Genomic DNA, 19,435 nt, shown 5'->3' with positions numbered 1-19,435 from the left:
TCAGGAATTCGCGGCATCGATAACTCCTTGGATGGCGTGCCAAATGTGTTCTGCGGCGCGGTCGGGGTCGGGTTGGCCGGAGTCGAGCCAAGCGATGACCGACTCCAGCGTCACGGTCGGAACCAGCCGTGCCGCCCAGTCTTGCCAGGGACCGGCCGGCATCCTCTCGGTCAGCTCGAGTTGGGCGATTTCGGTCGCGGTTGAACGCAAGGTGTCGACCACATCACGGAACTGCGGTTCGCGCGCCGCGTGGCGGAACAGCAACCGGAAACCATCGGGATCCGCCGCGGCCGCACGCAGCAGCACGGGAATGGTGCCTTCGTCGTAGCCCTCGCTGCCGACGGTCTCGTCGAGTTGCGCGCAGGCGCGGTCCAGGACCGCGCGGTAGAGCTCGGCTTTGGAGTCGAAGTGTCGGTAGAGGATCACGTGCGAAACGCCGGCTTCCGCGGCGATGTCGTCGAGGCTGGTCGCGGCGAATCCGGAGCGAGCGAAGGCGCGGGTGGCCGCATCGAGGATCTGTTCGCGGCGCTCGGCCCTAGCCATGCGGCGGACCCGCGGCGGCCGCTCGACTGACGCCGCTGCCATGCCGACCTCCTCTTGTTTACATCGGATTATACAAGTAGCTTTGTTAAAGGTGACTTATACAACCGGCCGCGTCCAGTGGAGACCGCCATGACGACCCCGTTGCAACTACCGTTCGAGCAGGTAGACCCGCTGCAGGTGACACCGCAGCTGCGGGAATTACTGGCCACGGGCCACATTCACCGCGTGCGAACCGAGGTTGGCGATCCGGCGTGGTTGGTCACGCATCACGCCGATGTGCGGCGGCTACTCGACGACGAGCGGCTCGGGCGCGCCCACCCGGAGCCGGAGACCGCCCCGCGATCGAGCGAGTCGGCGCTCTTCGGCGGACCCATGGGAAATTTCGCCACCGAACACACCGACCACACGCGGATGCGGGCACTGCTGCAACCCCACTTCACGCCGCGGCACATGCGGAATCTGCGTACGCACATCGAGACCCTTTCAACCAGCTTGCTCGACGAGCTGACCGCGCAGGGTTCGCCTGCCGACCTGCATTCCATGCTGGCGGTGCCGCTGCCGATCTTGGTCATCTGCGAACTGCTCGGTGTGCCCTACGAGGATCGTGACCGGTTCCGCGCGTGGACGACCGCGGCGGCCAACACTCGCGACCACGCCGCGTCAGAAGATGGGCTGGCACAGCTGCACGCGTATGGCCGTCAGCTTGTCGCCGTCAAACGCCGCACGCCGACCGACGATGTGATTTCGCGGTTGTGCGCGACCGACGGGGTTTCCGACGACGAGGCCGCCGAACTGTCGATGGCATTGCTGTTCGCCGGACACGAGACCACGGTGGTCCAAATCGGCCTCACTGCAGTGCTTTTGATGGGTAACCCGGAAGAGTGGCAGGCACTTGTCGACGAGCCCGCCTTGGTTCCGAAGGCGATAGAGGAGACTCTGCGCGCATCCCGGCGAGGCGGTGGCGTGTTGCCTCGCTACGTGCGCACTGACCTGGAGATCGGGGGAGTCACCGTCAAGGCGGGAGAGCTGGTATTGCTCGAAATCGGCGCAAGTAACCATGACCCGGACGTATTCGCGGATCCGGATCGAGTGGATGTAAATCGTTCGGGCGCAAACCATCTCGCGTTCGGACATGGTGCCCGTTACTGTCTGGGCGCGCCGCTGGCTCGCATCGAGCTACAGACGGTGTTCACGCAACTCGTCTCGCGATTCCCGACGATGCGACTAGCAGTCGACACCGACGAGTTGACGGTGCGACCCGACTCGCTGGCCGGAGGGTTGACCGAACTGCCGGTGCAGTGGTGACGGTCGTCTAGCGGCTTGCCAACGGTTCCAGTCGCCCGCGCTGGACCAGGTCGCCCCAGGCGGTGAACGCCTCGGCATGTTGTGCCGACGACGAGCCGCTTGCTAATGCGACCAAACCTCCCGCCAGCCGTCCGATGCCGATGCCGGTCTGATGCACGACGCGGACCAATTCGTCGAACGCCTCACGGTCCGAGCAGCCGCGCAATCCGACCAGAATGCCGGTGGCCACATCGATCACCCGTCGCGACGACTCATCCCCCACGCGATAACTCATGCATGCGATGGTGCGGGACGGAAAATGTCAGAGCAAGACATCAGAGCACGATGATCCTGAATGGCTACCGACTCGTCACCCGCGCGCAACCGGACCGTCAGTTTCAGCGCGAGCGCTCAGCTGCGTACGGTTTTCGGCCGATATTGCGTACCAGGCTGAGCGCTCGACGAATCGTCCCTACATCGGGGCGTTAGCTGGCTGGAACACTCCGGAGCTGTCGGCTTCCTCCTCGGCCCGGATCACGTGCACGACGGCATTGATCAACGCCAGGTGGGTGAACGCCTGCGGGAAGTTGCCCAGATGCCGCCCCGTGCGCGGCTCGATTTCCTCGGCGTACAGATGCAGCGGGCTCGCGAATGACAGCAGCCGCTCACACAGATGTTTGGCCCGGTGGATCTCGCCGATCTCCACCAGCGCCGATACCAGCCAGAACGAGCAAATCGTGAACGTGCCTTCCTCACCGGACAGGCCGTCGTCGGTCTCCTCGGTGCGGTACCGCAGCACCAACCCTTCCTCGGTCAGCTCATCGGCGATCGCCAGCACCGTTGCGCGGACCCGCGGGTCGTCCGGGGGCAAGAACCGGGTCAGGATGGCCAACAGCAGCGACGCGTCCAGCGCGTCGTCGCCATAGCGCTGGGTCAGCACGCCACGGGAGTCGACGCCGTGGGTCAACACGTCGGCCTTGATCTCCTCGGCAATGGCCCGCCACTGCTGCGCATAACTCTTTTCGCCCTGCAGCTCGGCCAGCTTCGACCCGCGATCCAGCGCCACCCAGCACATGATCTTCGAGGACGTGAAGTGCTGCGGCTCGCCGCGCACCTCCCAGATGCCGCGGTCGGGTTCGCGCCAGTGTTTGATCGCCTCTTCGACCTGTTGCTTGAGCACCGGCCACAACGTGTCGGATATCTGCTCACGCGACTTGGCGTGCAAATACACCGAATCCAGCATCGTGCCCCAGATGTCGTGCTGCATCTGGTTGTACGCGCCGTTGCCGATGCGCACCGGCCGGGCGTTGTCATATCCGGACAGATGGTGCAGCTCTTCTTCGACAAGGCTGCGTTCACCGCCGACCGCATACATCACCTGAAGTGGATGGCGCTCACCGTTGTTCGCGCCCGACACATCGGCGATGAATGCGAAGAAATCGTCGGCCTCTCGGTCAAGGCCCAACGTGTACAGACCCCACAGCGCGAACGTCGAGTCACGCACCCACGCGTAGCGATAGTCCCAATTTCGTTCGCCCTGAGGGGTTTCCGGCAACGACGTCGTCGGTGCCGCCAGCAGGGCGCCGGTGGGCGAGTAGGTCAAGCCCTTCAACGTCAGCGCGCTGCGCTGCAGATAGGACCGCCACGGGTGGTCGGGGAAGTCGCCGATGTTGATCCACTGCCGCCACATTTCACTGGTCTGCCACATCTTGTCGGCGGCCTCGTCGTAGGTCTGCGGCGCTGGATGCTTGGACCAGGACAGCGCGACGAAGACGTTGTCGCCCTCCTTCATTCGTGTCCTTGCCCGCGCCTCGCGGCCCTCCAACCCGATGCGCAGGTTGGTGGTCAGCCGCAGAGTCGGATGCGAATCCGGGTTCTTGGCCGCCCGCGCGATCGCTTCGCCGTAGGCCTGGGCGGAGTACTCCCAAGTGGCGTTGTTTCGGTGGTAGTCGAAGGACGGCTCGCAGTTCATCACCATCTCGACGGTGCCGCTGACGCAGCGCACGGTGCGCAGCAGGATGTGCTCGGCATCCCAGTCCATCGGTGTCCGGCGATGCGTGCGAGACCTCGTCTCGATGTCGTGCCACGGGCCCATCACCAGCGCATCACGCACGATCAGCCAGCCGGTGTGGGTCTGCCACGTCGTTTCCAGGATCAGGCTGCCGGGCAAATAGCGCCGCGCTGCCGGCACCGTCACCCCGTAGGGCGCCAGTCGAAAATGGCCCGCACTGCGGTCCAAGATCGCGCCGAACACGCTGGCGGAGTCGGGCCGCGGCACGCACAGCCACTCCACCGAGCCGGCCGACGAGATCAGGCACGTGGTCTCGCAGTCGGATAGGAACGCGTAGTCGGCGATCGGCGGGAAGGGGTTACGCAACGACCCGGCGGACGTGTACGGCACGGGTGCCGTCACTGTCAACGGGGCGTTCGACACGCCTGAGTGCATCGTCGATGCCCCGTCGGAAGGCTGGCTCTGTTGCAAAACCATGCCGACATCATCGACTGCCGACCTGCCCGGCGTCTACTCGTGGTGCGGCGCGCCGTTCATCGCCGGGCAAACTTCGGTATGTGTTCAGGCAGCGGGCCGATCGCCACGCCATAACCCACCAGGGCTCGCAGTGCCGGCACCTTCGGGGCGATCCGCACGAGCAGCGGCGGTTTGGTGGCCTTGTTCGACGACACCGCGACCGCGATCACGCGCGCGTGGACCACCCGCTGCACCAACTGGATCAAGGCGGCAGGGAACCATCGACGGACCTGCAGCCGGGCCAAATGCCTGGTCGAGAGCGTGCCGGCGCGCAGAGGGCCCGCCAGTACGGTGGCGGCGGCCACCGCGTCGGCGACCGCGAGGTTGATTCCGACACCGCCGACCGGTGACATCGCGTGGGCGGCGTCGCCGATCAGTAACAGGCCGTCGGTGTACCAGCGGGGCAGCCGGTTCAGCTGGACGTCGAGCAGTTTCACGTCGTCCCACGACGCCAGGGCCGTGACGCGGTCCGCGAGCCAGGGCACCAGCGACGTCACGCCGCGGTGCAGCGCCTCGATGCCCTGAGAGCGCAGTTCGGCGTCGCGGCCCTTGGGAATGATGTACGCGATTTGGAAGTAGTCGCCCCTGTCGATGGTGATGCATACCTGCCCGGCGCCCAGCACACCCGCCAGACCGTGAGGGTCGTCGGGGTTGCGCGGCAACCGGAACCACCAGACGTCCATCGGCGCACCGAAACTTCTCGGTGTCAGGCCCATTTCCTTGCGCAGGGTGGACGATCGACCATCGCACGCGACCGTCAAGTCGGCATGCATCTGAAGGGTTTGCCCGTCGGCGTCTCGGTAGCTGACCCCAATCACCTTGTCGCCCTGACGGATCGGTGCGAGGACCTCCGTGCTGCGCAGCAGCGTGAACGTCGGTTCCTCCTCGGCGGCGGCGGCCAACAGCTCAAGAAAATCCCACTGTGGCACGAGCGCAATGTGCTTGTGCGGACCAGGGATTCGGTGCAGGTCCATGTCCACCTGCGTGCCCTGCACCTTCATGCTGATCGTGTCGATCTCCCGGTGCGGCATCTGCTCGAACTTGTCTGCCAACCCCAACTCGTCGAGTAATCGCAGAGTGCTCGCGTGGACGGTGTCGCCGCGAAAGTCACGCAGGAAGTCGGCGTGCTTTTCCATCACCGTCACATCGACCCCGCCACGGGCGAGCAGCAGGCCCAGCATGATTCCCGCGGGCCCACCGCCGGCAACGATGCATGTCGTCTGCTTCGCGTCGGTCGGCACTCCGTCATCCTTGCATCGAATAGTGTGGCCATGTGGGCGGCTTCCTCAACTGGTGGGACGGCGTCGAGCTGTGGCTTTCCGGGCTGCCGTTCGTCGCACAGACCGCGGTGGTGATGCCCGTGGTACTGGCCCTTGCGTACGGGATCGCCATGTTGCTTGACGGCGCTCTGGGCAACGGAATTCGGCTGCTGCGCCGGGGACGGCACGACGACGAGGATGCGAAGTGAGCGGATTGCCCCGATCGCGAGTGACGCTGGTGCTCGTCATCCTCGTGGTGTTGGTGATCGTCATGTGGCTGTTAACTCGTTAAGTCGGCTAAGCCCCAACTGGCAACGCTCACTGACTCTGTTATTCTTCGCGCCATGCGTACAGCGTCCGGCAACAAGAGCGGCCACATCCTGGCCCTCATTGCCGTGGGATTCACTGCTGTCGCAGATGTCTGTTGTTGTCGCTGACTCCACGCCCGTCCGCGGTTTGGTGTCGGTAGCGGCTGTGTCACTGCCCAAATACTGATCCTTCGCCTTGCCGTTGTGGCGGGACTGTCCGTTGTTCCCGCAAGGAAAGGTCATCAATGCTCAACATCCGAAAGTCCTGGCGTTATGGCGCCGCTCTGACCGCCACGGCGACGCTGCTCGCCGCGTGCGGCGGCGGTTCCAGCGACGTCGCCGGTGGCAGCCAGCAGCCGGCCGCCGAGACCACGCTCACGCTCGTCGCGTACGCGGTGCCCGAGCCGGGCTGGAGCAAGATCATCCCGGCGTTCGCTGCCACACCGGAAGGCAAGGGCGTGGCGGTGACCACCTCGTACGGTGCGTCCGGCGACCAGTCCCGCGCCGTCGTCGACGGCAAGCCCGCCGACATCGTCAACTTCTCGGTCGAGCCGGACGTCACCCGCCTGGTCAAGGCCAACAAGGTGGCCAAGGACTGGAACGCCGACGCCACCAAGGGCATCCCGTTCGGCTCGGTCGTTTCGCTCGTCGTCCGCAAGGGCAACCCGAAGAACATCAAAGACTGGGACGACTTGCTGAAGCCTGGGATCGAGGTGGTCACCCCGAGCCCGCTGAGCTCAGGCTCGGCCAAGTGGAATCTGCTGGCGCCCTACGCCGCCAAGAGCGACGGCGGTAAGGACCAGCAGGCCGGGCTGGATTACATCACCAAGCTGGTGACCGAGCACGTCAAGACGCGGCCCGGTTCCGGTCGGGAGGCCACCGACGTGTTCCTGCAGGGCACCGGCGACGTGCTGATCAGCTACGAGAACGAGGCGATCAACGTCGAACGGCAGGGCAAGCCCGTCGAGCACCTCAACCCGCCGCAGACGTTCAAGATCGAAAACCCTGTGGCCGTGGTCACCTCCAGTGCCCACCTGGACAAGGCGACCGCACTGAAGAACTACCTGTTCACCAAGGAGGGTCAGAAGATCTGGGCGCAGGCCGGATTCCGGCCGGTTGACCCGTCGGTCGCCCAGGACTTCGCCGTCGACTTCCCGGTGCCGCAGAAGTTGTGGACAATCGCGGACCTTGGCGGATGGAGTGCGGTTGATCCCGCGTTGTTCGACAAGGACAACGGCAGTATTACGAAGATCTACAAGCAGGCGACTGGATGACAGCTGCTCTTAACCCCGAGGCGACCCGGCCCGAACTCACCGGCGACGGTGAGGGCGGTCGGGCGCCCGGCCCGTTGAGGGGACGGTTCGGCACGACGTCACTGCGGGTCGGCGCGGCATCGATATGGCTGTCCGTCATCGTGCTGCTGCCGCTTGCCGCAATCGTGTGGCAGGCCGCCGGCGGCGGTTGGCACGCGTTCTGGCTGGCCGTCACGTCGAACGCGGCGGTTGAGTCGTTCCGGGTGACGCTGACCATCTCGGCCGGGGTGACACTGGTGAACCTGGTCTTCGGGTTGCTGGTGGCCTGGGTTCTGACCCGCGACGATTTCCCCGGCAAGCGCCTCGTGGACTCGGTGATCGACCTGCCGTTCGCGCTGCCGACCATCGTGGCGAGCCTGGTGATGCTGGCCCTCTACGGGCCGAACAGCCCGATTGACCTTCATCTGCAGCACACCAAATGGGGTGTGGGCATCGCGCTGTTGTTCGTCACGCTGCCCTTCGTCGTCCGCTCGGTGCAGCCGGTCCTGCTGGAACTCGACCACGAGACGGAGGAGGCCGCGGCCTCCCTGGGCGCCAACAATTGGACGATCTTCACCCGGGTCGTCTTGCCGGCGTTGTTGCCGTCACTGCTGTCCGGGGCGGGTCTTGCGTTCTCACGGGCGATCGGTGAATTCGGCTCGGTGGTGCTGATCGGCGGTGCGGTTCCCGGCGAGACCGAAGTGTCGTCGCAGTGGATTCGGACCCTTATCGAAAACGACGACCGCACCGGCGCGGCAGCAATTTCCATTGTGCTGCTTGTGATCTCATTCGTGGTGTTGTTCATCCTGCGTGCGATCGGATCACGGGCGGCCAAGCGTGAGGAGCTGGCGCCGTGATTCTGTCACCCGTCGTACGGCATCTGCTTCGGTATCTCGCGCTGGCCTACGTCGCGATCCTGGTCATCGTCCCCGTCGCGCTGATTCTGTGGCGCACGTTCTCGCCCGGTGTCGGAGCCTTCTTCGAATCCATTACCACCCCCGCCGCGGTCTCCGCGCTGCAACTGTCGCTCATGGTCGTGGCGATCGTCGTACCGTTGAACGTGCTTTTCGGTGTACCGACGGCGTTGGTCTTGGCGCGCAACAGATTCCGCGGCAAGAGTGCCCTGCAGGCCGTGGTGGATCTGCCGTTCGCGGTGTCGCCGGTCGTAGTCGGCGTCGCGCTGATCCTGCTGTGGGGTTCGGCTGGGCTGTTCGGATTCGTCGAGAACAACCTCGGCTTCAAGATCATTTTCGGGTTTCCCGGCATCGTGTTGGCCAGCATCTTCGTCACGGTGCCGTTCGTCATCCGGGAAGTGGAGCCGGTGCTGCATGAGATCGGCACCGACCAGGAAGAGGCAGCCGCCACGCTGGGTTCGCGATGGTGGCAGACATTTTGGCGGGTGACGCTGCCGTCGATCCGGTGGGGCCTGACGTACGGCATCGTGTTGACGATCGCACGGACCCTCGGCGAGTACGGCGCGGTGATCATGGTGTCGTCGAACCTGCCTGGGTCGTCGCAAACCCTCACACTGTTGGTGTCGGATCGGTACAGCCGCGGCGCGGAATACGGCGCATACGCCGTGTCCACGTTGTTGATGACGGTTGCGGTGATCGTTCTGATCGTTCAGGTCGTACTCGACGCGCGGCGCTCGCGGGCAAGCAAGCAGGCATAGGGAGACGGGGAGATGACCGACGCAATCATCGTGCGGGGCGCGAACAAACGCTACGGCGACTTCGCGGCACTGGACAACGTCGACTTCGAGGTGCCTTCTGGCTCGCTGACCGCGCTATTGGGTCCCAGCGGTTCTGGCAAGTCCACTCTGCTGCGCGCCATCGCCGGACTAGACCTACCCGACACCGGCACGATCACGATCAACGGGCTCGACGTGACGCACATCCCGCCGCAGCGGCGCGGAATTGGCTTTGTTTTCCAGCACTATGCGGCGTTCAAGCATCTGACCGTCCGCGACAACGTCGCGTTCGGACTGAAGATTCGCAAGCGGCCGAAGGCCGAAGTCAAGGAGAAGGTCGACAACCTTCTGGAAGTGGTTGGCCTCGCCGGTTTTCAGACTCGCTATCCCAACCAGCTCTCGGGCGGCCAACGCCAGCGCATGGCGTTGGCCCGTGCGCTCGCGGTGGATCCCCAGGTCTTGCTGCTCGACGAGCCGTTCGGCGCGCTCGATGCCAAGGTCCGCGAAGATCTGCGCGCGTGGTTGCGCAGGCTGCATGACGAGGTGCACGTCACGACCGTGCTGGTGACCCACGATCAGGCGGAGGCCCTCGACGTCGCCGACCGCATCGCGGTGCTCAACAAGGGGCGTATCGAGCAGGTCGGCTCACCGACGGAGGTCTACGACGCGCCCGCCAATGCGTTTGTGATGTCGTTCCTCGGTGCGGTGTCGTCGCTGAACGGCTCGCTCGTTCGTCCGCACGACATCCGTGTCGGCCGCAACCCGCAAATGGCGATCGCCGGCACCGATGATTCTGTCCAGGCCACTGGCGTAGTGCGCGCAATCATCGATCGAATTGTGGTGCTGGGCTTCGAGGTTCGCGTCGAACTCACCAGTGCTGCCGACCACACGCCCTTCACGGCGCAGATCACCCGCGGCGACGCCGAGGCGCTGGGGCTGAAGGAGGGCGACACGGTTTACGTGCGCGCAACCCGGGTTCCCCCGTTGCCGGGCGGCACGGAGATCCCGAGGGCCGATAACGCCGACGACGACGAGGCGCTGACCAACGCCTGAGGCGGCCGGCTAAACGGAATCGGGCATCTGGAGTACCAGCTTGTGTCCGGGTGGCTGCGTGCCGAAGTCAGTATGTGCGCGAACGACTTCCGCGAACGGTACGGCGGTCACGGCGGGGCCATGAAGCGTTCCATCGGTGATCCGGTTCAGTTGGTCGGTCAGCATCTGCCGATACTTGGCCGGCTGTAGTGCGACGAGCAAGGGCACTGAACAGACTCGTTCACGCGGCGAGGCATACCGGCGCAGGTTGGTGATCAGGCCGCCGATGGCTGCGTCCCGCCGCCCGTGTCCGGGCCGCCCGGACCACGCCGTCCGTACCAGGGTGCCGTGTGGCGCCATCGCGGCGCGTGCCACCGGGCTGCCGGTGTGGTCGACACCGGCGTCGGCGCCGCCCGACGTCAGTTCTCGCACCTGCGCAGGCCAGTTCGGGTCGCGGTAGTCCACCACATGAGCGCCGAACGATTCGGCGTAGCCGCGTGTGCGCTCCGATGCTGTCCCAACGACTTTCACGTCATTCGCGCGGCCGTATTGACTGACCAGCGCTCCAACCGAGCCCGATACTCCCTGCACGAAGATGGTGCCGCCGGTTGGCAGCCGGCCAAGTTCGATCGCCAGCGCAGCTGTCACGAGATCAAGTGGCAACGCGGCTGCCTGAGCCGAGTCGAGCGAATCCGGCAGCGGCACAAGCCGACTCGACGGCAAGACGAGTTCGGTTGTGTAGCTGCCCATCCGCGGCAGGCACCCCGTGACGCGCATGCCTACCCGCAGCCCTCTGCGCTCCGCTGCGGCGTCAACGGTTTCCAGCACACCGACGAAGTCATAGCCGGGAGTGAAACCCGGCCGCGGCTGCAGGAGATAGTCGCCCGAGCGCGCCATCGCGTCGGTGGACCCGACCGAGGCATGCGTCACCCGGATCCGCACCTTCTTGCGACTCGGTCGCTCAGGCGTGAACTCGTCGATTTCCAGAACCTCGGGCCCTCCGAAGCCACTGACCCGTGCGCGCAACGCTTTGATCGCCATTCGACTTACGGTACAGTGTGCATCGTATGTCTGACAAGCTCGGCCGCCCGCGCGACACCTCCCTCGACGCCGCCATCGCGGCGGCGACCGAGGAGGTGTTGATCGACAACGGCTACGCGGCGGTGTCCATCGACCGGGTCGCCAAAATGGCAGGCACGACGCGAGCCGCTGTCTACCGTCGGGTCAAGAGCCGCGGGGAACTCGTCGTCGACCTGCTGATCCATCGGTTCGGCACCTCACCTGCGTCAGACACCGGCGACCTGCGCCAAGACATCGAACACGTCCAAGCACTTCAGCGCGTCTTCTTCGCCGATGCCGTCGTGCGTGCCGGGCTCGCTGGTCTGCTCAGCGACACCTATGCCGAACCCACGCTCGGCGCCGTTCTGTACGACCGTTTCCTCGCGCCGAGGCGCCACTCGGTCGCCGAGATGCTCGCCAGAGCTGCCGACCGCGGGCAGATCGCTCCGGTTGACGACCCGGCGCGCATCTCCGACATCCTCACCGGACCGCTGTTGTTTCGCGCCCTGGTACCGGCGATCGGGCCGATCGATGACGCTTTGATCGAAGCCACCGTCACCGCAGCCCTCAATGCGGTGTCCTAAGAGGCGACATCACGCGCGAATGAGCAACGCCGGATGTCCGTCGGATCCGCGCGGTACGGGATAGTAGGTCCGGTGTGTGGTCGGATCGACGGCCACCACGTGCGCGCCGTCGGCCAGATGGCCCGAACCGACCGACGCCAGTGCCCGATCGCGAAGGTCCAACACTGTGACGACGCCACTTTCGGCGGCCACATACAACCGGCGTGCGTTTCCGTCGTATGCCAGAACGTCGGGATCGTCACCGACTTCGCTGGAACCGGTGACACGCCAGGTGTTTTCGTCGATCGTGACCAGCTGGGCGTTCTGATCGCAAGCCACGAACGCCACGGCGTTTGACGGATCGACCGTCAGCCCGTGTGGATGCGCACACCCCGGTAGCGGCACCCGTCTCTCGACGGTCATCGTTGCGGGATCGATGACGGCCACATCGTTTCGGCCTTGGACCGCGACCAGCATCCGGTCGGTGGACGAGTCGTAGCTAACGTTGCCAACCTCACCGCCGAGTTCGACCGTGCCTCGCGGCCGCAGCGTGGTCGCATCGACGACGGTTTCGGTCCCTGCCGCTTCGTTGGTCGTCCAAATCGCGTTGCGGCGTGGGTCGTACGCCAGTCCGTCGGGATATGCGCCGGTTGGTGCACGGGCGATTTCTGCACCGGTGCTTTCGTCGATCGCGACCACCTGATTCGTGCCGGTAGCCGTGGCGTAGATACGGTTCAGAGCGCTGACGGCCAACACCCCGTGCACTTGCGACAGGTTCGGAATGGTCCGCACCACGCGTGAGGCGTCAACATCGACTTCGATGACTTCACTTGCCCCCAGATGCGCGACGAACAGTAATCGGCGTTGAACATCGAGGCTCGCATAGTCGAACCGCGAATCGTCGCCCGGTAGTCGAATATCCCCGACGGGACGCAGCGGAAGCGGTTGTGAGGACGCATGATCGGCGCATCCCGTCGCGATCATCGCGACGATGACCAGTGCCTGCAGCTTTGCAAGCATCGGCTCAGGCGGCTACGCGATCCTCGGCGGCCACCGCATCGAAGCGGTCCAGCACCGTCGCGGCGACCAGGTTGTGTGAGCCGAGCGGTTCGGCCATCGAAATACCTTGCGCGGCAGCAAAGGTCGCCACCCGGTCGGTGATAAGGCCGTGGGCCAGAAACCACGGAGCTATGACGAGCCGGCGTGCGCCTTTCGCCGACAGCTGTGTCGCCGCGTCCGCGATGCCCGGATGCGGACCGGTCGCGAACGCGACTTCGGCACCCACCCAGCGGGTGCCGGCACTCAACGCGCGTGCCACCGCCGACGTCCGCGCGTTGGCGGCGTCGTTTGAGGAACCGACCGCGACCACAAGCACGCCGAGTCCCTCGTCGTCAGGAGACACCCCGATCTCGGACAGTCGTCGTGTCAACACCGACAACAGCGCTGGATCCTCACCGAGCACGCCGGCCTGCTGCACAGCGGCTCCCGAATCGTCGATGACCGTGGGGATGTCGGTGCGGGCGTGGTACGCGTCGGCGAGAAGGAACGGAACCACGACGCCGCGGCCGGGGATGCCGGCCAACACATCGCGCAGATTCGGTGTGGTCTGTTCGAGAAATGCGGGACGGACGTCGAGCCATGGCCGCAGCCTCCGGATCCGGCCGGCGACCGCATGCGTCACCGCCGCCGACCGTGGGTCGGCGCTACCGTGCGCCGCCAGTACGAGTGTCACGACGCGTGCAAACCGCATTCCGTCTTCGACAGGCCCGCCCACCGGCCGCTGCGAGGATCGGCACCCTCGACCGGCTTTGCGGTGCACGGCGCGCACCCGATCGACGGATATCCCTCGAAGACAAGGGGATTGACCAGCACGCCGTTGGTGTCGATGTAGCTCTGGATGTCGTCGTCGGTCCACGCTGCCAGCGGATTGATTTTCACCAATCCAAAAGCCTTGTCCCAGCTGACGAACGGCGCGTTGGCCCGCGTCGGCGCCTCGACGCGACGAATGCCGGTCACCCACGCGGAGTAGCCCAGCAGCGCCTTGGAGAGCGGCTCGACCTTGCGCATGCGGCAGCACTCGTTGGGCTCGCGGGCGAATAGATCCTTGCCGTACAGCTCATCCTGCTTGGCAACGGAATTCTCCGGCGTGACGTTGACGACGTTGACCTCATAGACCGCCTCGACGGCGTCGCGGGTACCGATCGTCTCGACGAAGTGGTAGCCGGTGTCGAGGAACAGCACGTCCACACCGGGGCGCACCTTGGCCGCCAAGTCGACGAGCACCGCGTCCTGCATGTTGGACGCGACGATGTAGTTGCCGCCGAAGTTCTCGTCGGTCCAGCGCAGCAGGTCTTCAGCGCTGGCGCCGTCGAGCTCGGCCGCGCCGCGCTCGGCCAGTGCTTGTAGATCAGACTCGCTCATCAACTCAGTCACCTCAGGTCCGCCTCGTCTGCTCTTAGTGCCCACGTAGCGAAACGCTCGCCAAGCTCGCGTTGTTTCACGAAATTGCGAACAACACGGTCGATGTAGTCGCCCAGCTCGGTGGACAGCACCTTGTGCTGGCGCAACTTGCGGCCGAAACCGCTGTCCAGGCCCAAGCTGCCGCCTAAATGCACCTGGAAACCCTCGACCGAATTGCCGTCGCCGTCGTCGACCATCTGGCCCTTGAAACCGATGTCGGCGACCTGGATACGCGCGCACGAGTTCGGGCAGCCGTTGATGTTGACGGTGATCGGCACATCGAGCTGCGCGTTGATGTCCTCCAGCCGCTTCTCCAGTTCGGGCACCAGCACCTGGGCGCGCCCGCGCGTCTCGGCGAACGACAGCTTGCAGTACTCGATGCCGGTGCAGGCCATCAGGTTCTTGCGCCAGTGCGACGGCCGTGACGGCAGTCCGAGCGCATCCAGCCCGGCGACCAGCTCATCGAGTTTGTCGTCGGGCACATCGAGGACGATCAGCTTCTGGTACGGCGTGAAGCGGACTCGATTCGAGCCGGCGGCCTCGGCGAGGTCGGCGACCTTCGTCAGGATCGTGCCGGACACCCGGCCCGCGATCGGCGCGACACCGACGGCGTTGCGCCCGTTCTTGAGCTTCTGGATACCGACGTGGTCGATCGGATGCTTCACGGGTTCGGGCGCGGGCCCGTCGATCAGCTTGCGGCCCAGGTACTCGTCCTCGACAACCTGACGGAACTTCTCGATGCCCCAGTCCTTGATCAGGAACTTCAGCCGCGCCTTGCTGCGCAGGCGGCGGTAGCCGTAGTCGCGGAACACCGACGTCACGGCCTCCCAGACTTCGGGCACCTCGTCGAGCGGGATCCACGCGCCGACTCGCTGGGCCAGCATCGGGTTCGTCGACAGGCCGCCGCCGACCCACAGATCGAGGCCCGGCCCGTGCTCGGGGTGATTCACGCCGATGAAAGCGATGTCGTTGACCTCGTGGGCGACGTCCTGCAAACCCGAGATCGCGGTCTTGTACTTACGCGGCAGGTTGGAAAACGACGGGTTGCCGACGAAGCGGCGCACGATCTCCTCGAGCGCCGATGTCGGGTCGAGCACCTCGTCGAGCGACTCGCCGGCGAGCGGGGAGCCCAGCACGACGCGGGGGCAGTCGCCGCAGGCCTCTGTGGTCTGCAGACCGACCGCTGCCAGCCGCTCCCAAATCTGCGGCACGTCCTCGATGCGGATCCAGTGGTACTGCACGTTCTCGCGGTCGCTGATGTCCGCGGTGTCGCGTGCGAACTCGGTCGAGATCTCGCCGAGCGTGCGCAACGCCTCGGTGGTCAGTGCGCCGCCGTCGCAGCGCACCCGCATCATGAAGTACGAGGCCTCGAGGATGTCGGCGTTCTCGTCACCGGTCCAGGTGCCGTCGTAACCCTGTTCGCGCTGTGTGTACAGACCCATCCAGCGCATGCGGCCGCGCAGGTCCTGCTTGTCGATGCTGTCGAAGCCCTGCTTGGAGTAGATGTCGAGGATGCGGGCCCGCACATTGAGCGCATCGTCGTCCTTCTTGAACTGCTCGTTGGGGTTGAGCGGCTCGCGATAGCCGAGCTTCCACTGGCCCTCGCCACGCGGGCGCTTCACGGGCTTTGCAGTGGTCATCTGGTCTGGCTCCTTCTCGGAGCCGGCGTTCGAACCGCGCAATATCACCGGTCTTGGGCTGTCCGGCGGCGCAGATCCGGCGGCCAGCTGAAAGTACGGGGGTGGGCTGGGTCCTAGATCAATGCCATCAAGGCAGACAACAACAGGTACAAACGCGCTTGAAGTCGACGTGCCGCCGCGCCACCAGGGATACACGCTGGGGGTAGTTGCGGGCGATCACATCGCCAATTGTGCCACGAAGTCCCACAACAGCCCTAACCGGGGGAGATTTGCGCTCACGCTGAGCAAAACTGCGGTCTGGGAAACTGGATGTATGACGGTGCGAGCGGCTCACGCCGAGCTGCCGGCCCTGGACGTCACGCCAGGGCGGGCGTTCGGCATCTACATCCACGTGCCGTTCTGCGCGACGCGATGCGGATATTGCGACTTCAACACCTACACACCCGCTGAGCTCGGCGGCGCGAACCCCGATGGCTGGCTGTCGGCTTTGCAGGTCGAACTGCAGCTCGCGGCGGCCAGGCTGGGTTCGCCGCCAGCAGTGGACACCGTGTTTGTCGGCGGGGGAACACCGTCGCTGCTTGGCGGCGCGGGTCTGGCGGCGGTGCTCGACGCGGTTCGTGCCCATTTCGTTCTCGCGCCGGATGCCGAGGTGACCACGGAGGCCAACCCGGAGTCGACGTCGGCGCGCCTGTTCGAGACACTGCGCGAGGCGGGGTTCACCCGGGTGTCGCTCGGCATGCAGTCGATGGCCCCGCAGGTGCTGGCCGTGCTGGATCGCGTGCATTCGCCGGGCCGGGCGCTCGACGCGGCGGGGGAAGCCCGCGCGGCGGGCTTCGACCATGTGAACCTCGATCTGATCTACGGCACGCCGGGGGAGAGCGACGACGATCTGCTGCGCTCGGCCGACGCGGCGCTCGAAGCCGGCGTGGACCACGTGTCGGCCTACGCGCTGATCGTCGAGGACGGCACGGCGTTGGCGCGCCGGGTTCGGCGCGGCGAGATCGTGATGACCGACGACGAGGTGCTGGCGCGACGTTACGAGTTGCTCGATGCCCGGCTGTCGGCCGCGGGGCTGCAGTGGTACGAGGTGTCGAATTGGAGCCGCCCTGGCGGCGAGTGCCGCCACAACATGGGTTATTGGAACGGCGGCGAATGGTGGGGCGCCGGGCCGGGTGCGCATGGCTTTGTAGGGTCGACGCGGTGGTGGAATGTCAAGCACCCCAACGCCTATGCGCAGTCGTTGGCTGACGGACGGTTGCCGGTCGCCGACTTCGAACGGCTCGACGATTCGACGCGGCACACCGAAGACGTGATGCTGAGGACGCGGTTACGTGAAGGGCTGCCGGTGGCGCTCCTGGGCGCGGCTGAACGCCATCGCGCCGAGACAGCGGTCGACGACGGTCTGCTGGCGTGCGTGGCCGACCGATTGGTGTTGACCGACCGTGGCCGGCTGCTGGCCGATGCGGTGGTGCGCACACTGCTCGATTGACTGTCGAGTGTGGGGTTTGTGCACGCTTGTCGCGAATTTCGCGTGACATAGCCCCACACTCGACGTCAGGCTGATTGAACGACCGGCGCCCTCGCCTCGTTGTGATCAGCGTGGAGGAGTCATGACCGAAGAACAGGCCGACCTGCTGCGCGCAATTCACGACGCGCACAGCCAGTCGCTGTTGCGGTACGTATTGCGGCTTACCCGCGGCGACATGCCGTTCTCCGAAGACGTCGTGCAGGAGTCGCTGCTTCGGCTCTGGCGCAAGCCCGAAGTGTTGGAGCAGCCCACCGATTCGGTGCGGGCGTGGTTGTTCACGGTCGCCCGCAACCTGGTGATCGACGATCGTCGCAGTGCGCGCTACACCCGCGAACTGCAGAGTGAGTACCTTCCCGAGCGGCCATCGCCCGACGCCATCGGACCGGCGTTCGACAAGTGGATCCTCTCCGATGCGCTGCTGTCGCTGTCGGAGGACCACCGCACCGCGATCGTCCGCGCCTACTATTTGGGCCAAACGGTCGCCGACATCGCCCAGCAGGAACAGATTCCGGAGGGCACCGTCAAATCCAGGCTTCACTATGCGCTTCGCGCGTTGCGAATTGCGTTGCAGGAAAGGGGGGTTGTCCGGTGACGAACTTCAAGCCCGACGACGACCTTGCCGAGTGGGACGCCGCATATGTGCTCGGCGCCCTGAGCCTCGAGGAGCGTCGTACCTACGAGGGCTATCTGGCGGCCAACCCCGACCGTGCCACGGAGCTGACCGAGCTCGCCGGTATGCCCGGCATCCTCAACGCGCTCAGCCGCGACGAGGCGGTGGCGTTGACCAACCTTGCGGGCGCCCCTGTGTCCCACGATCGGTCCGACAACGTGGCCTCCCTCGCGCACGCGGCGGCCGAGCGCAAGCGGCGTTCCCGCCGAACGTGGCTCGCGGCCGCGGTGGCCGCGGCAGCGGCGCTGTTGATCGCCGGCGGTGTCGTGGGCGCGACGGTGTTCTCGCGGACGACCGCGCCGGTGGAAACCGTTGCGATGCAGGAGATGCAGCCGACCCCGCGCGGCGGCCTCACCGCTCAGCTGGCGGTCAGCGAGAAGAAGTGGGGCACCGAACTGAACTGGGCCTGCGAGTACACCAAGGACTGGTCGCGCAACGTCAAGAGCTACGACATCGTGGTGACGACGCATGACGGCGTCCAGACGGCGGTGGGCTCGTGGAAGCCGGCTGGGGACGAGGCGAAGGGATTGTCGGCGGCGACGAGCATTCCGACCTCACAGATCCGCACGGTCGACATCCGGGTGACGGGCAGCAATGAACCGCTGGCAATCACCACGCTGCGGTAAGCCCTGCGCAGCAGCTACAAGCCGATTTCGTTGCGGTGGCGATGTTTTCGGCCTCGCTTGACGTTAGGTCAACGCGGCGGCCAGCCTGCGCCACTGCTCGCGAGGGAATTCCAGAGGGTCGGCGGTGAGGGCCTGAACGCAGACGTGGTCGGCGCCCGCCTGGCGGTGCTCATTCACCCGCTGCACGATCGCGTCCTCGTCGCCCCAGGCGATGATCGCGTCGAACAGTCTGTCGCTGACCGAATCCAGGTCGTCCTGGGTGAAGCCAGAGCGCAGGAAATTGTTGGCGTAGTTCGGCAACGCGAGATACCTACGGAGCCAATCAGTTCCGATGGCCCGTGCTGCGTCGCGGCTGTCTGTGAGAAGGACGGCCTGCTCGGGGAGCAGGAGTGGACCATCGCCGAGCACCTCTCTGGCCTGCCGTGTGTCATCGGGTGTGACGAGGTAGGGATGGGCGCCGCGCGCGCGTGTCGCCGACAGGTGCAGCATCTTCGGTCCGAGCGCAGCGAGTACCCGGTTCTCGACGGGCACCGGGTGGTCGGCGGCGTCAAGGCCGTCGAGGAATGCCGCCGTCGCGGCGAGCGGCTTGCGGTAACGGCCTGGCTCTTGCGAGTCGATGAGCGGTGCATGGCTCACGCCGATCCCGAGAAGAAAGCGCTCGCCGTGTTCGGCGGTCAACGACGCGTAGGAGGCGGCGACGTCGGACGGCTCGTGCATCCAGAGATTGAGGATGCCCGTTGCGACGACAGTCTGTTTGGTCGACGACAGCAGAAGAGCCACCGAATCCAAGACCGGTCCGCCGACGTCCGGTATCCACAGCGCGGTGAAACCGAGCTCCTCCAGCTCGGCCGCGGCCTCAGCAGACTCGGCCGGGTCGCCGTATCGCAGTTGAGAACTCCACACGCCGACACCCGACAGGTCCATGGGCCAGCCTTTCCATTCGGCGATGAACTC

At 65.6% G+C, this 19,435-nt stretch carries 22 protein-coding genes; 11 read left to right on the top strand and 11 right to left on the bottom strand.

What is annotated here, in order from left to right; genetic code table 11:
- On the bottom strand, positions 1-585 hold the full coding sequence (locus tag ACWW36_RS27220) for a TetR/AcrR family transcriptional regulator (protein WP_456139030.1): 585 nt from the start codon (positions 583-585) through the stop codon (positions 1-3).
- An 87-nt stretch (positions 586-672) separates the two neighbouring features.
- Between ACWW36_RS27220 and ACWW36_RS27215 the strand changes: the two genes are divergently transcribed.
- On the top strand, positions 673-1,848 hold the full coding sequence (locus ACWW36_RS27215) for a cytochrome P450 (RefSeq protein ID WP_456139029.1): 1,176 nt from the start codon (positions 673-675) through the stop codon (positions 1,846-1,848).
- Between the two features lie 7 nt (positions 1,849-1,855).
- Here the strand turns inward: ACWW36_RS27215 and ACWW36_RS27210 are convergent, their stop codons facing one another.
- From ACWW36_RS27210 to ACWW36_RS27200, 3 genes are all read right to left on the bottom strand, one after another.
- On the bottom strand, positions 1,856-2,122 hold the full coding sequence (locus tag ACWW36_RS27210) for an ANTAR domain-containing protein (RefSeq protein ID WP_456139028.1): 267 nt from the start codon (positions 2,120-2,122) through the stop codon (positions 1,856-1,858).
- Positions 2,123-2,299: 177 nt separating this feature from the next.
- Positions 2,300-4,315 (bottom strand): glycoside hydrolase family 15 protein, encoded by a 2,016-nt coding sequence (locus tag ACWW36_RS27205; RefSeq protein ID WP_456139027.1) that lies wholly within the window; start codon positions 4,313-4,315, stop codon positions 2,300-2,302.
- Positions 4,316-4,371: 56 nt separating this feature from the next.
- On the bottom strand, positions 4,372-5,535 hold the full coding sequence (locus ACWW36_RS27200; RefSeq protein WP_456142645.1) for an FAD-dependent oxidoreductase: 1,164 nt from the start codon (positions 5,533-5,535) through the stop codon (positions 4,372-4,374).
- A 92-nt stretch (positions 5,536-5,627) separates the two neighbouring features.
- Here ACWW36_RS27200 and ACWW36_RS27195 point away from each other — a divergent pair, with 92 nt between their 5' ends.
- The 6 genes from ACWW36_RS27195 to ACWW36_RS27170 all read left to right on the top strand — a co-directional run bounded on the left by ACWW36_RS27195 (position 5,628) and on the right by ACWW36_RS27170 (position 9,956).
- A complete protein-coding gene (locus ACWW36_RS27195) occupies positions 5,628-5,822 on the top strand; it encodes a hypothetical protein (protein WP_456139026.1) in 195 nt (64 codons plus the stop codon).
- A 135-nt stretch (positions 5,823-5,957) separates the two neighbouring features.
- Entirely contained in the window at positions 5,958-6,050 is a 93-nt protein-coding gene (locus ACWW36_RS27190; RefSeq protein ID WP_416366905.1) for an Ms4533A family Cys-rich leader peptide, read from the top strand.
- Between the two features lie 116 nt (positions 6,051-6,166).
- Complete coding sequence (locus ACWW36_RS27185) at positions 6,167-7,195, top strand: sulfate ABC transporter substrate-binding protein (RefSeq protein ID WP_456139025.1); 1,029 nt, start codon at positions 6,167-6,169, stop codon at positions 7,193-7,195.
- Positions 7,192-8,070, top strand: a complete 879-nt coding sequence (gene cysT, locus ACWW36_RS27180) for a sulfate ABC transporter permease subunit CysT (RefSeq protein WP_456139024.1) — start codon at positions 7,192-7,194, stop codon at positions 8,068-8,070. The genes ACWW36_RS27185 and cysT overlap by 4 nt, the downstream gene beginning before the upstream one ends.
- The gene (cysW, locus tag ACWW36_RS27175; RefSeq protein ID WP_456139023.1) at positions 8,067-8,885 is read left to right on the top strand and encodes a sulfate ABC transporter permease subunit CysW; all 819 of its coding nucleotides are present in this window, start codon (positions 8,067-8,069) and stop codon (positions 8,883-8,885) included. The genes cysT and cysW overlap by 4 nt, the downstream gene beginning before the upstream one ends.
- A 12-nt stretch (positions 8,886-8,897) precedes the next feature.
- Positions 8,898-9,956 carry a sulfate/molybdate ABC transporter ATP-binding protein gene (locus ACWW36_RS27170; RefSeq protein WP_456139022.1) on the top strand — a complete coding sequence of 353 codons (1,059 nt, stop codon included), beginning with the start codon at positions 8,898-8,900 and terminating at the stop codon, positions 9,954-9,956.
- Positions 9,957-9,965: 9 nt separating this feature from the next.
- On the opposite strand, the gene ACWW36_RS27165 is transcribed toward ACWW36_RS27170, so the two are convergent.
- The gene (locus ACWW36_RS27165) at positions 9,966-10,976 is read right to left on the bottom strand and encodes a quinone oxidoreductase family protein (protein WP_456139021.1); all 1,011 of its coding nucleotides are present in this window, start codon (positions 10,974-10,976) and stop codon (positions 9,966-9,968) included.
- 26 nt (positions 10,977-11,002) lie between these two features.
- Between ACWW36_RS27165 and ACWW36_RS27160 the strand changes: the two genes are divergently transcribed.
- Positions 11,003-11,578: a TetR/AcrR family transcriptional regulator gene (locus tag ACWW36_RS27160; protein WP_456139020.1), complete on the top strand. Its 576-nt coding sequence runs from the start codon at positions 11,003-11,005 to the stop codon at positions 11,576-11,578.
- Positions 11,579-11,587: 9 nt separating this feature from the next.
- Here ACWW36_RS27160 and ACWW36_RS27155 read toward each other — a convergent pair whose 3' ends face one another.
- The 5 genes from ACWW36_RS27155 to ACWW36_RS27135 all read right to left on the bottom strand — a co-directional run bounded on the left by ACWW36_RS27155 (position 11,588) and on the right by ACWW36_RS27135 (position 15,877).
- Entirely contained in the window at positions 11,588-12,577 is a 990-nt protein-coding gene (locus tag ACWW36_RS27155) for a YncE family protein (protein ID WP_456139019.1), read from the bottom strand.
- A 4-nt stretch (positions 12,578-12,581) separates the two neighbouring features.
- A complete protein-coding gene (locus ACWW36_RS27150; RefSeq protein ID WP_456139018.1) occupies positions 12,582-13,307 on the bottom strand; it encodes a sirohydrochlorin chelatase in 726 nt (241 codons plus the stop codon).
- The gene (locus ACWW36_RS27145; protein WP_456139017.1) at positions 13,286-13,978 is read right to left on the bottom strand and encodes a phosphoadenylyl-sulfate reductase; all 693 of its coding nucleotides are present in this window, start codon (positions 13,976-13,978) and stop codon (positions 13,286-13,288) included. The genes ACWW36_RS27150 and ACWW36_RS27145 overlap by 22 nt, the downstream gene beginning before the upstream one ends.
- 8 nt (positions 13,979-13,986) lie before the next feature.
- Positions 13,987-15,657, bottom strand: a complete 1,671-nt coding sequence (locus ACWW36_RS27140; protein ID WP_456139016.1) for a nitrite/sulfite reductase — start codon at positions 15,655-15,657, stop codon at positions 13,987-13,989.
- A gap of 127 nt (positions 15,658-15,784) precedes the next feature.
- Positions 15,785-15,877 (bottom strand): Ms4527A family Cys-rich leader peptide, encoded by a 93-nt coding sequence (locus tag ACWW36_RS27135; RefSeq protein WP_456139015.1) that lies wholly within the window; start codon positions 15,875-15,877, stop codon positions 15,785-15,787.
- A gap of 93 nt (positions 15,878-15,970) precedes the next feature.
- On the opposite strand from ACWW36_RS27135, the gene hemW reads away from it, so the two are divergent.
- From hemW to ACWW36_RS27120, 3 genes are all read left to right on the top strand, one after another.
- Positions 15,971-17,146 carry a radical SAM family heme chaperone HemW gene (gene hemW / locus ACWW36_RS27130; RefSeq protein ID WP_456139014.1) on the top strand — a complete coding sequence of 392 codons (1,176 nt, stop codon included), beginning with the start codon at positions 15,971-15,973 and terminating at the stop codon, positions 17,144-17,146.
- A 121-nt stretch (positions 17,147-17,267) separates the two neighbouring features.
- On the top strand, positions 17,268-17,777 hold the full coding sequence (locus ACWW36_RS27125; RefSeq protein ID WP_456139013.1) for a sigma-70 family RNA polymerase sigma factor: 510 nt from the start codon (positions 17,268-17,270) through the stop codon (positions 17,775-17,777).
- Positions 17,774-18,481 carry a hypothetical protein gene (locus tag ACWW36_RS27120; protein ID WP_456139012.1) on the top strand — a complete coding sequence of 236 codons (708 nt, stop codon included), beginning with the start codon at positions 17,774-17,776 and terminating at the stop codon, positions 18,479-18,481. Before ACWW36_RS27125 ends, ACWW36_RS27120 begins: the two co-directional genes overlap by 4 nt.
- Positions 18,482-18,544: 63 nt before the next feature.
- Here the strand turns inward: ACWW36_RS27120 and ACWW36_RS27115 are convergent, their stop codons facing one another.
- Positions 18,545-19,405 carry an LLM class F420-dependent oxidoreductase gene (locus ACWW36_RS27115; protein ID WP_456139011.1) on the bottom strand — a complete coding sequence of 287 codons (861 nt, stop codon included), beginning with the start codon at positions 19,403-19,405 and terminating at the stop codon, positions 18,545-18,547.
- Between the last annotated feature and the right edge of the window lie 30 nt (positions 19,406-19,435).

It is taken from the genome of Mycobacterium sp. MMS18-G62 (assembly GCF_053877835.1).
Note: the sequence above shows the minus strand (reverse complement) of the source record. Positions and strands in the feature narration are given on the sequence as shown.

What these genes read in the sequence shown, in the direction of transcription:
- ACWW36_RS27220 (WP_456139030.1), bottom strand. Translation starts at nt 585, where the DNA reads ATGGCAGCGGCGTCAGTCGAGCGGCCGCCGCGGGTCCGCCGCATGGCT.
- ACWW36_RS27215 (WP_456139029.1), top strand. Translation starts at nt 673, where the DNA reads ATGACGACCCCGTTGCAACTACCGTTCGAGCAGGTAGACCCGCTGCAG.
- ACWW36_RS27210 (WP_456139028.1), bottom strand. Translation starts at nt 2,122, where the DNA reads ATGAGTTATCGCGTGGGGGATGAGTCGTCGCGACGGGTGATCGATGTG.
- ACWW36_RS27205 (WP_456139027.1), bottom strand. Translation starts at nt 4,315, where the DNA reads ATGGTTTTGCAACAGAGCCAGCCTTCCGACGGGGCATCGACGATGCAC.
- ACWW36_RS27200 (WP_456142645.1), bottom strand. Translation starts at nt 5,535, where the DNA reads ATGCTGGGCCTGCTGCTCGCCCGTGGCGGGGTCGATGTGACGGTGATG.
- ACWW36_RS27190 (WP_416366905.1), top strand. Translation starts at nt 5,958, where the DNA reads ATGCGTACAGCGTCCGGCAACAAGAGCGGCCACATCCTGGCCCTCATT.
- ACWW36_RS27185 (WP_456139025.1), top strand. Translation starts at nt 6,167, where the DNA reads ATGCTCAACATCCGAAAGTCCTGGCGTTATGGCGCCGCTCTGACCGCC.
- cysT (WP_456139024.1), top strand. Translation starts at nt 7,192, where the DNA reads ATGACAGCTGCTCTTAACCCCGAGGCGACCCGGCCCGAACTCACCGGC.
- ACWW36_RS27170 (WP_456139022.1), top strand. Translation starts at nt 8,898, where the DNA reads ATGACCGACGCAATCATCGTGCGGGGCGCGAACAAACGCTACGGCGAC.
- ACWW36_RS27165 (WP_456139021.1), bottom strand. Translation starts at nt 10,976, where the DNA reads ATGGCGATCAAAGCGTTGCGCGCACGGGTCAGTGGCTTCGGAGGGCCC.
- ACWW36_RS27160 (WP_456139020.1), top strand. Translation starts at nt 11,003, where the DNA reads ATGTCTGACAAGCTCGGCCGCCCGCGCGACACCTCCCTCGACGCCGCC.
- ACWW36_RS27155 (WP_456139019.1), bottom strand. Translation starts at nt 12,577, where the DNA reads ATGCTTGCAAAGCTGCAGGCACTGGTCATCGTCGCGATGATCGCGACG.
- ACWW36_RS27150 (WP_456139018.1), bottom strand. Translation starts at nt 13,307, where the DNA reads ATGCGGTTTGCACGCGTCGTGACACTCGTACTGGCGGCGCACGGTAGC.
- ACWW36_RS27145 (WP_456139017.1), bottom strand. Translation starts at nt 13,978, where the DNA reads ATGAGCGAGTCTGATCTACAAGCACTGGCCGAGCGCGGCGCGGCCGAG.
- ACWW36_RS27140 (WP_456139016.1), bottom strand. Translation starts at nt 15,657, where the DNA reads ATGACCACTGCAAAGCCCGTGAAGCGCCCGCGTGGCGAGGGCCAGTGG.
- hemW (WP_456139014.1), top strand. Translation starts at nt 15,971, where the DNA reads ATGACGGTGCGAGCGGCTCACGCCGAGCTGCCGGCCCTGGACGTCACG.
- ACWW36_RS27125 (WP_456139013.1), top strand. Translation starts at nt 17,268, where the DNA reads ATGACCGAAGAACAGGCCGACCTGCTGCGCGCAATTCACGACGCGCAC.
- ACWW36_RS27115 (WP_456139011.1), bottom strand. Translation starts at nt 19,405, where the DNA reads ATGGACCTGTCGGGTGTCGGCGTGTGGAGTTCTCAACTGCGATACGGC.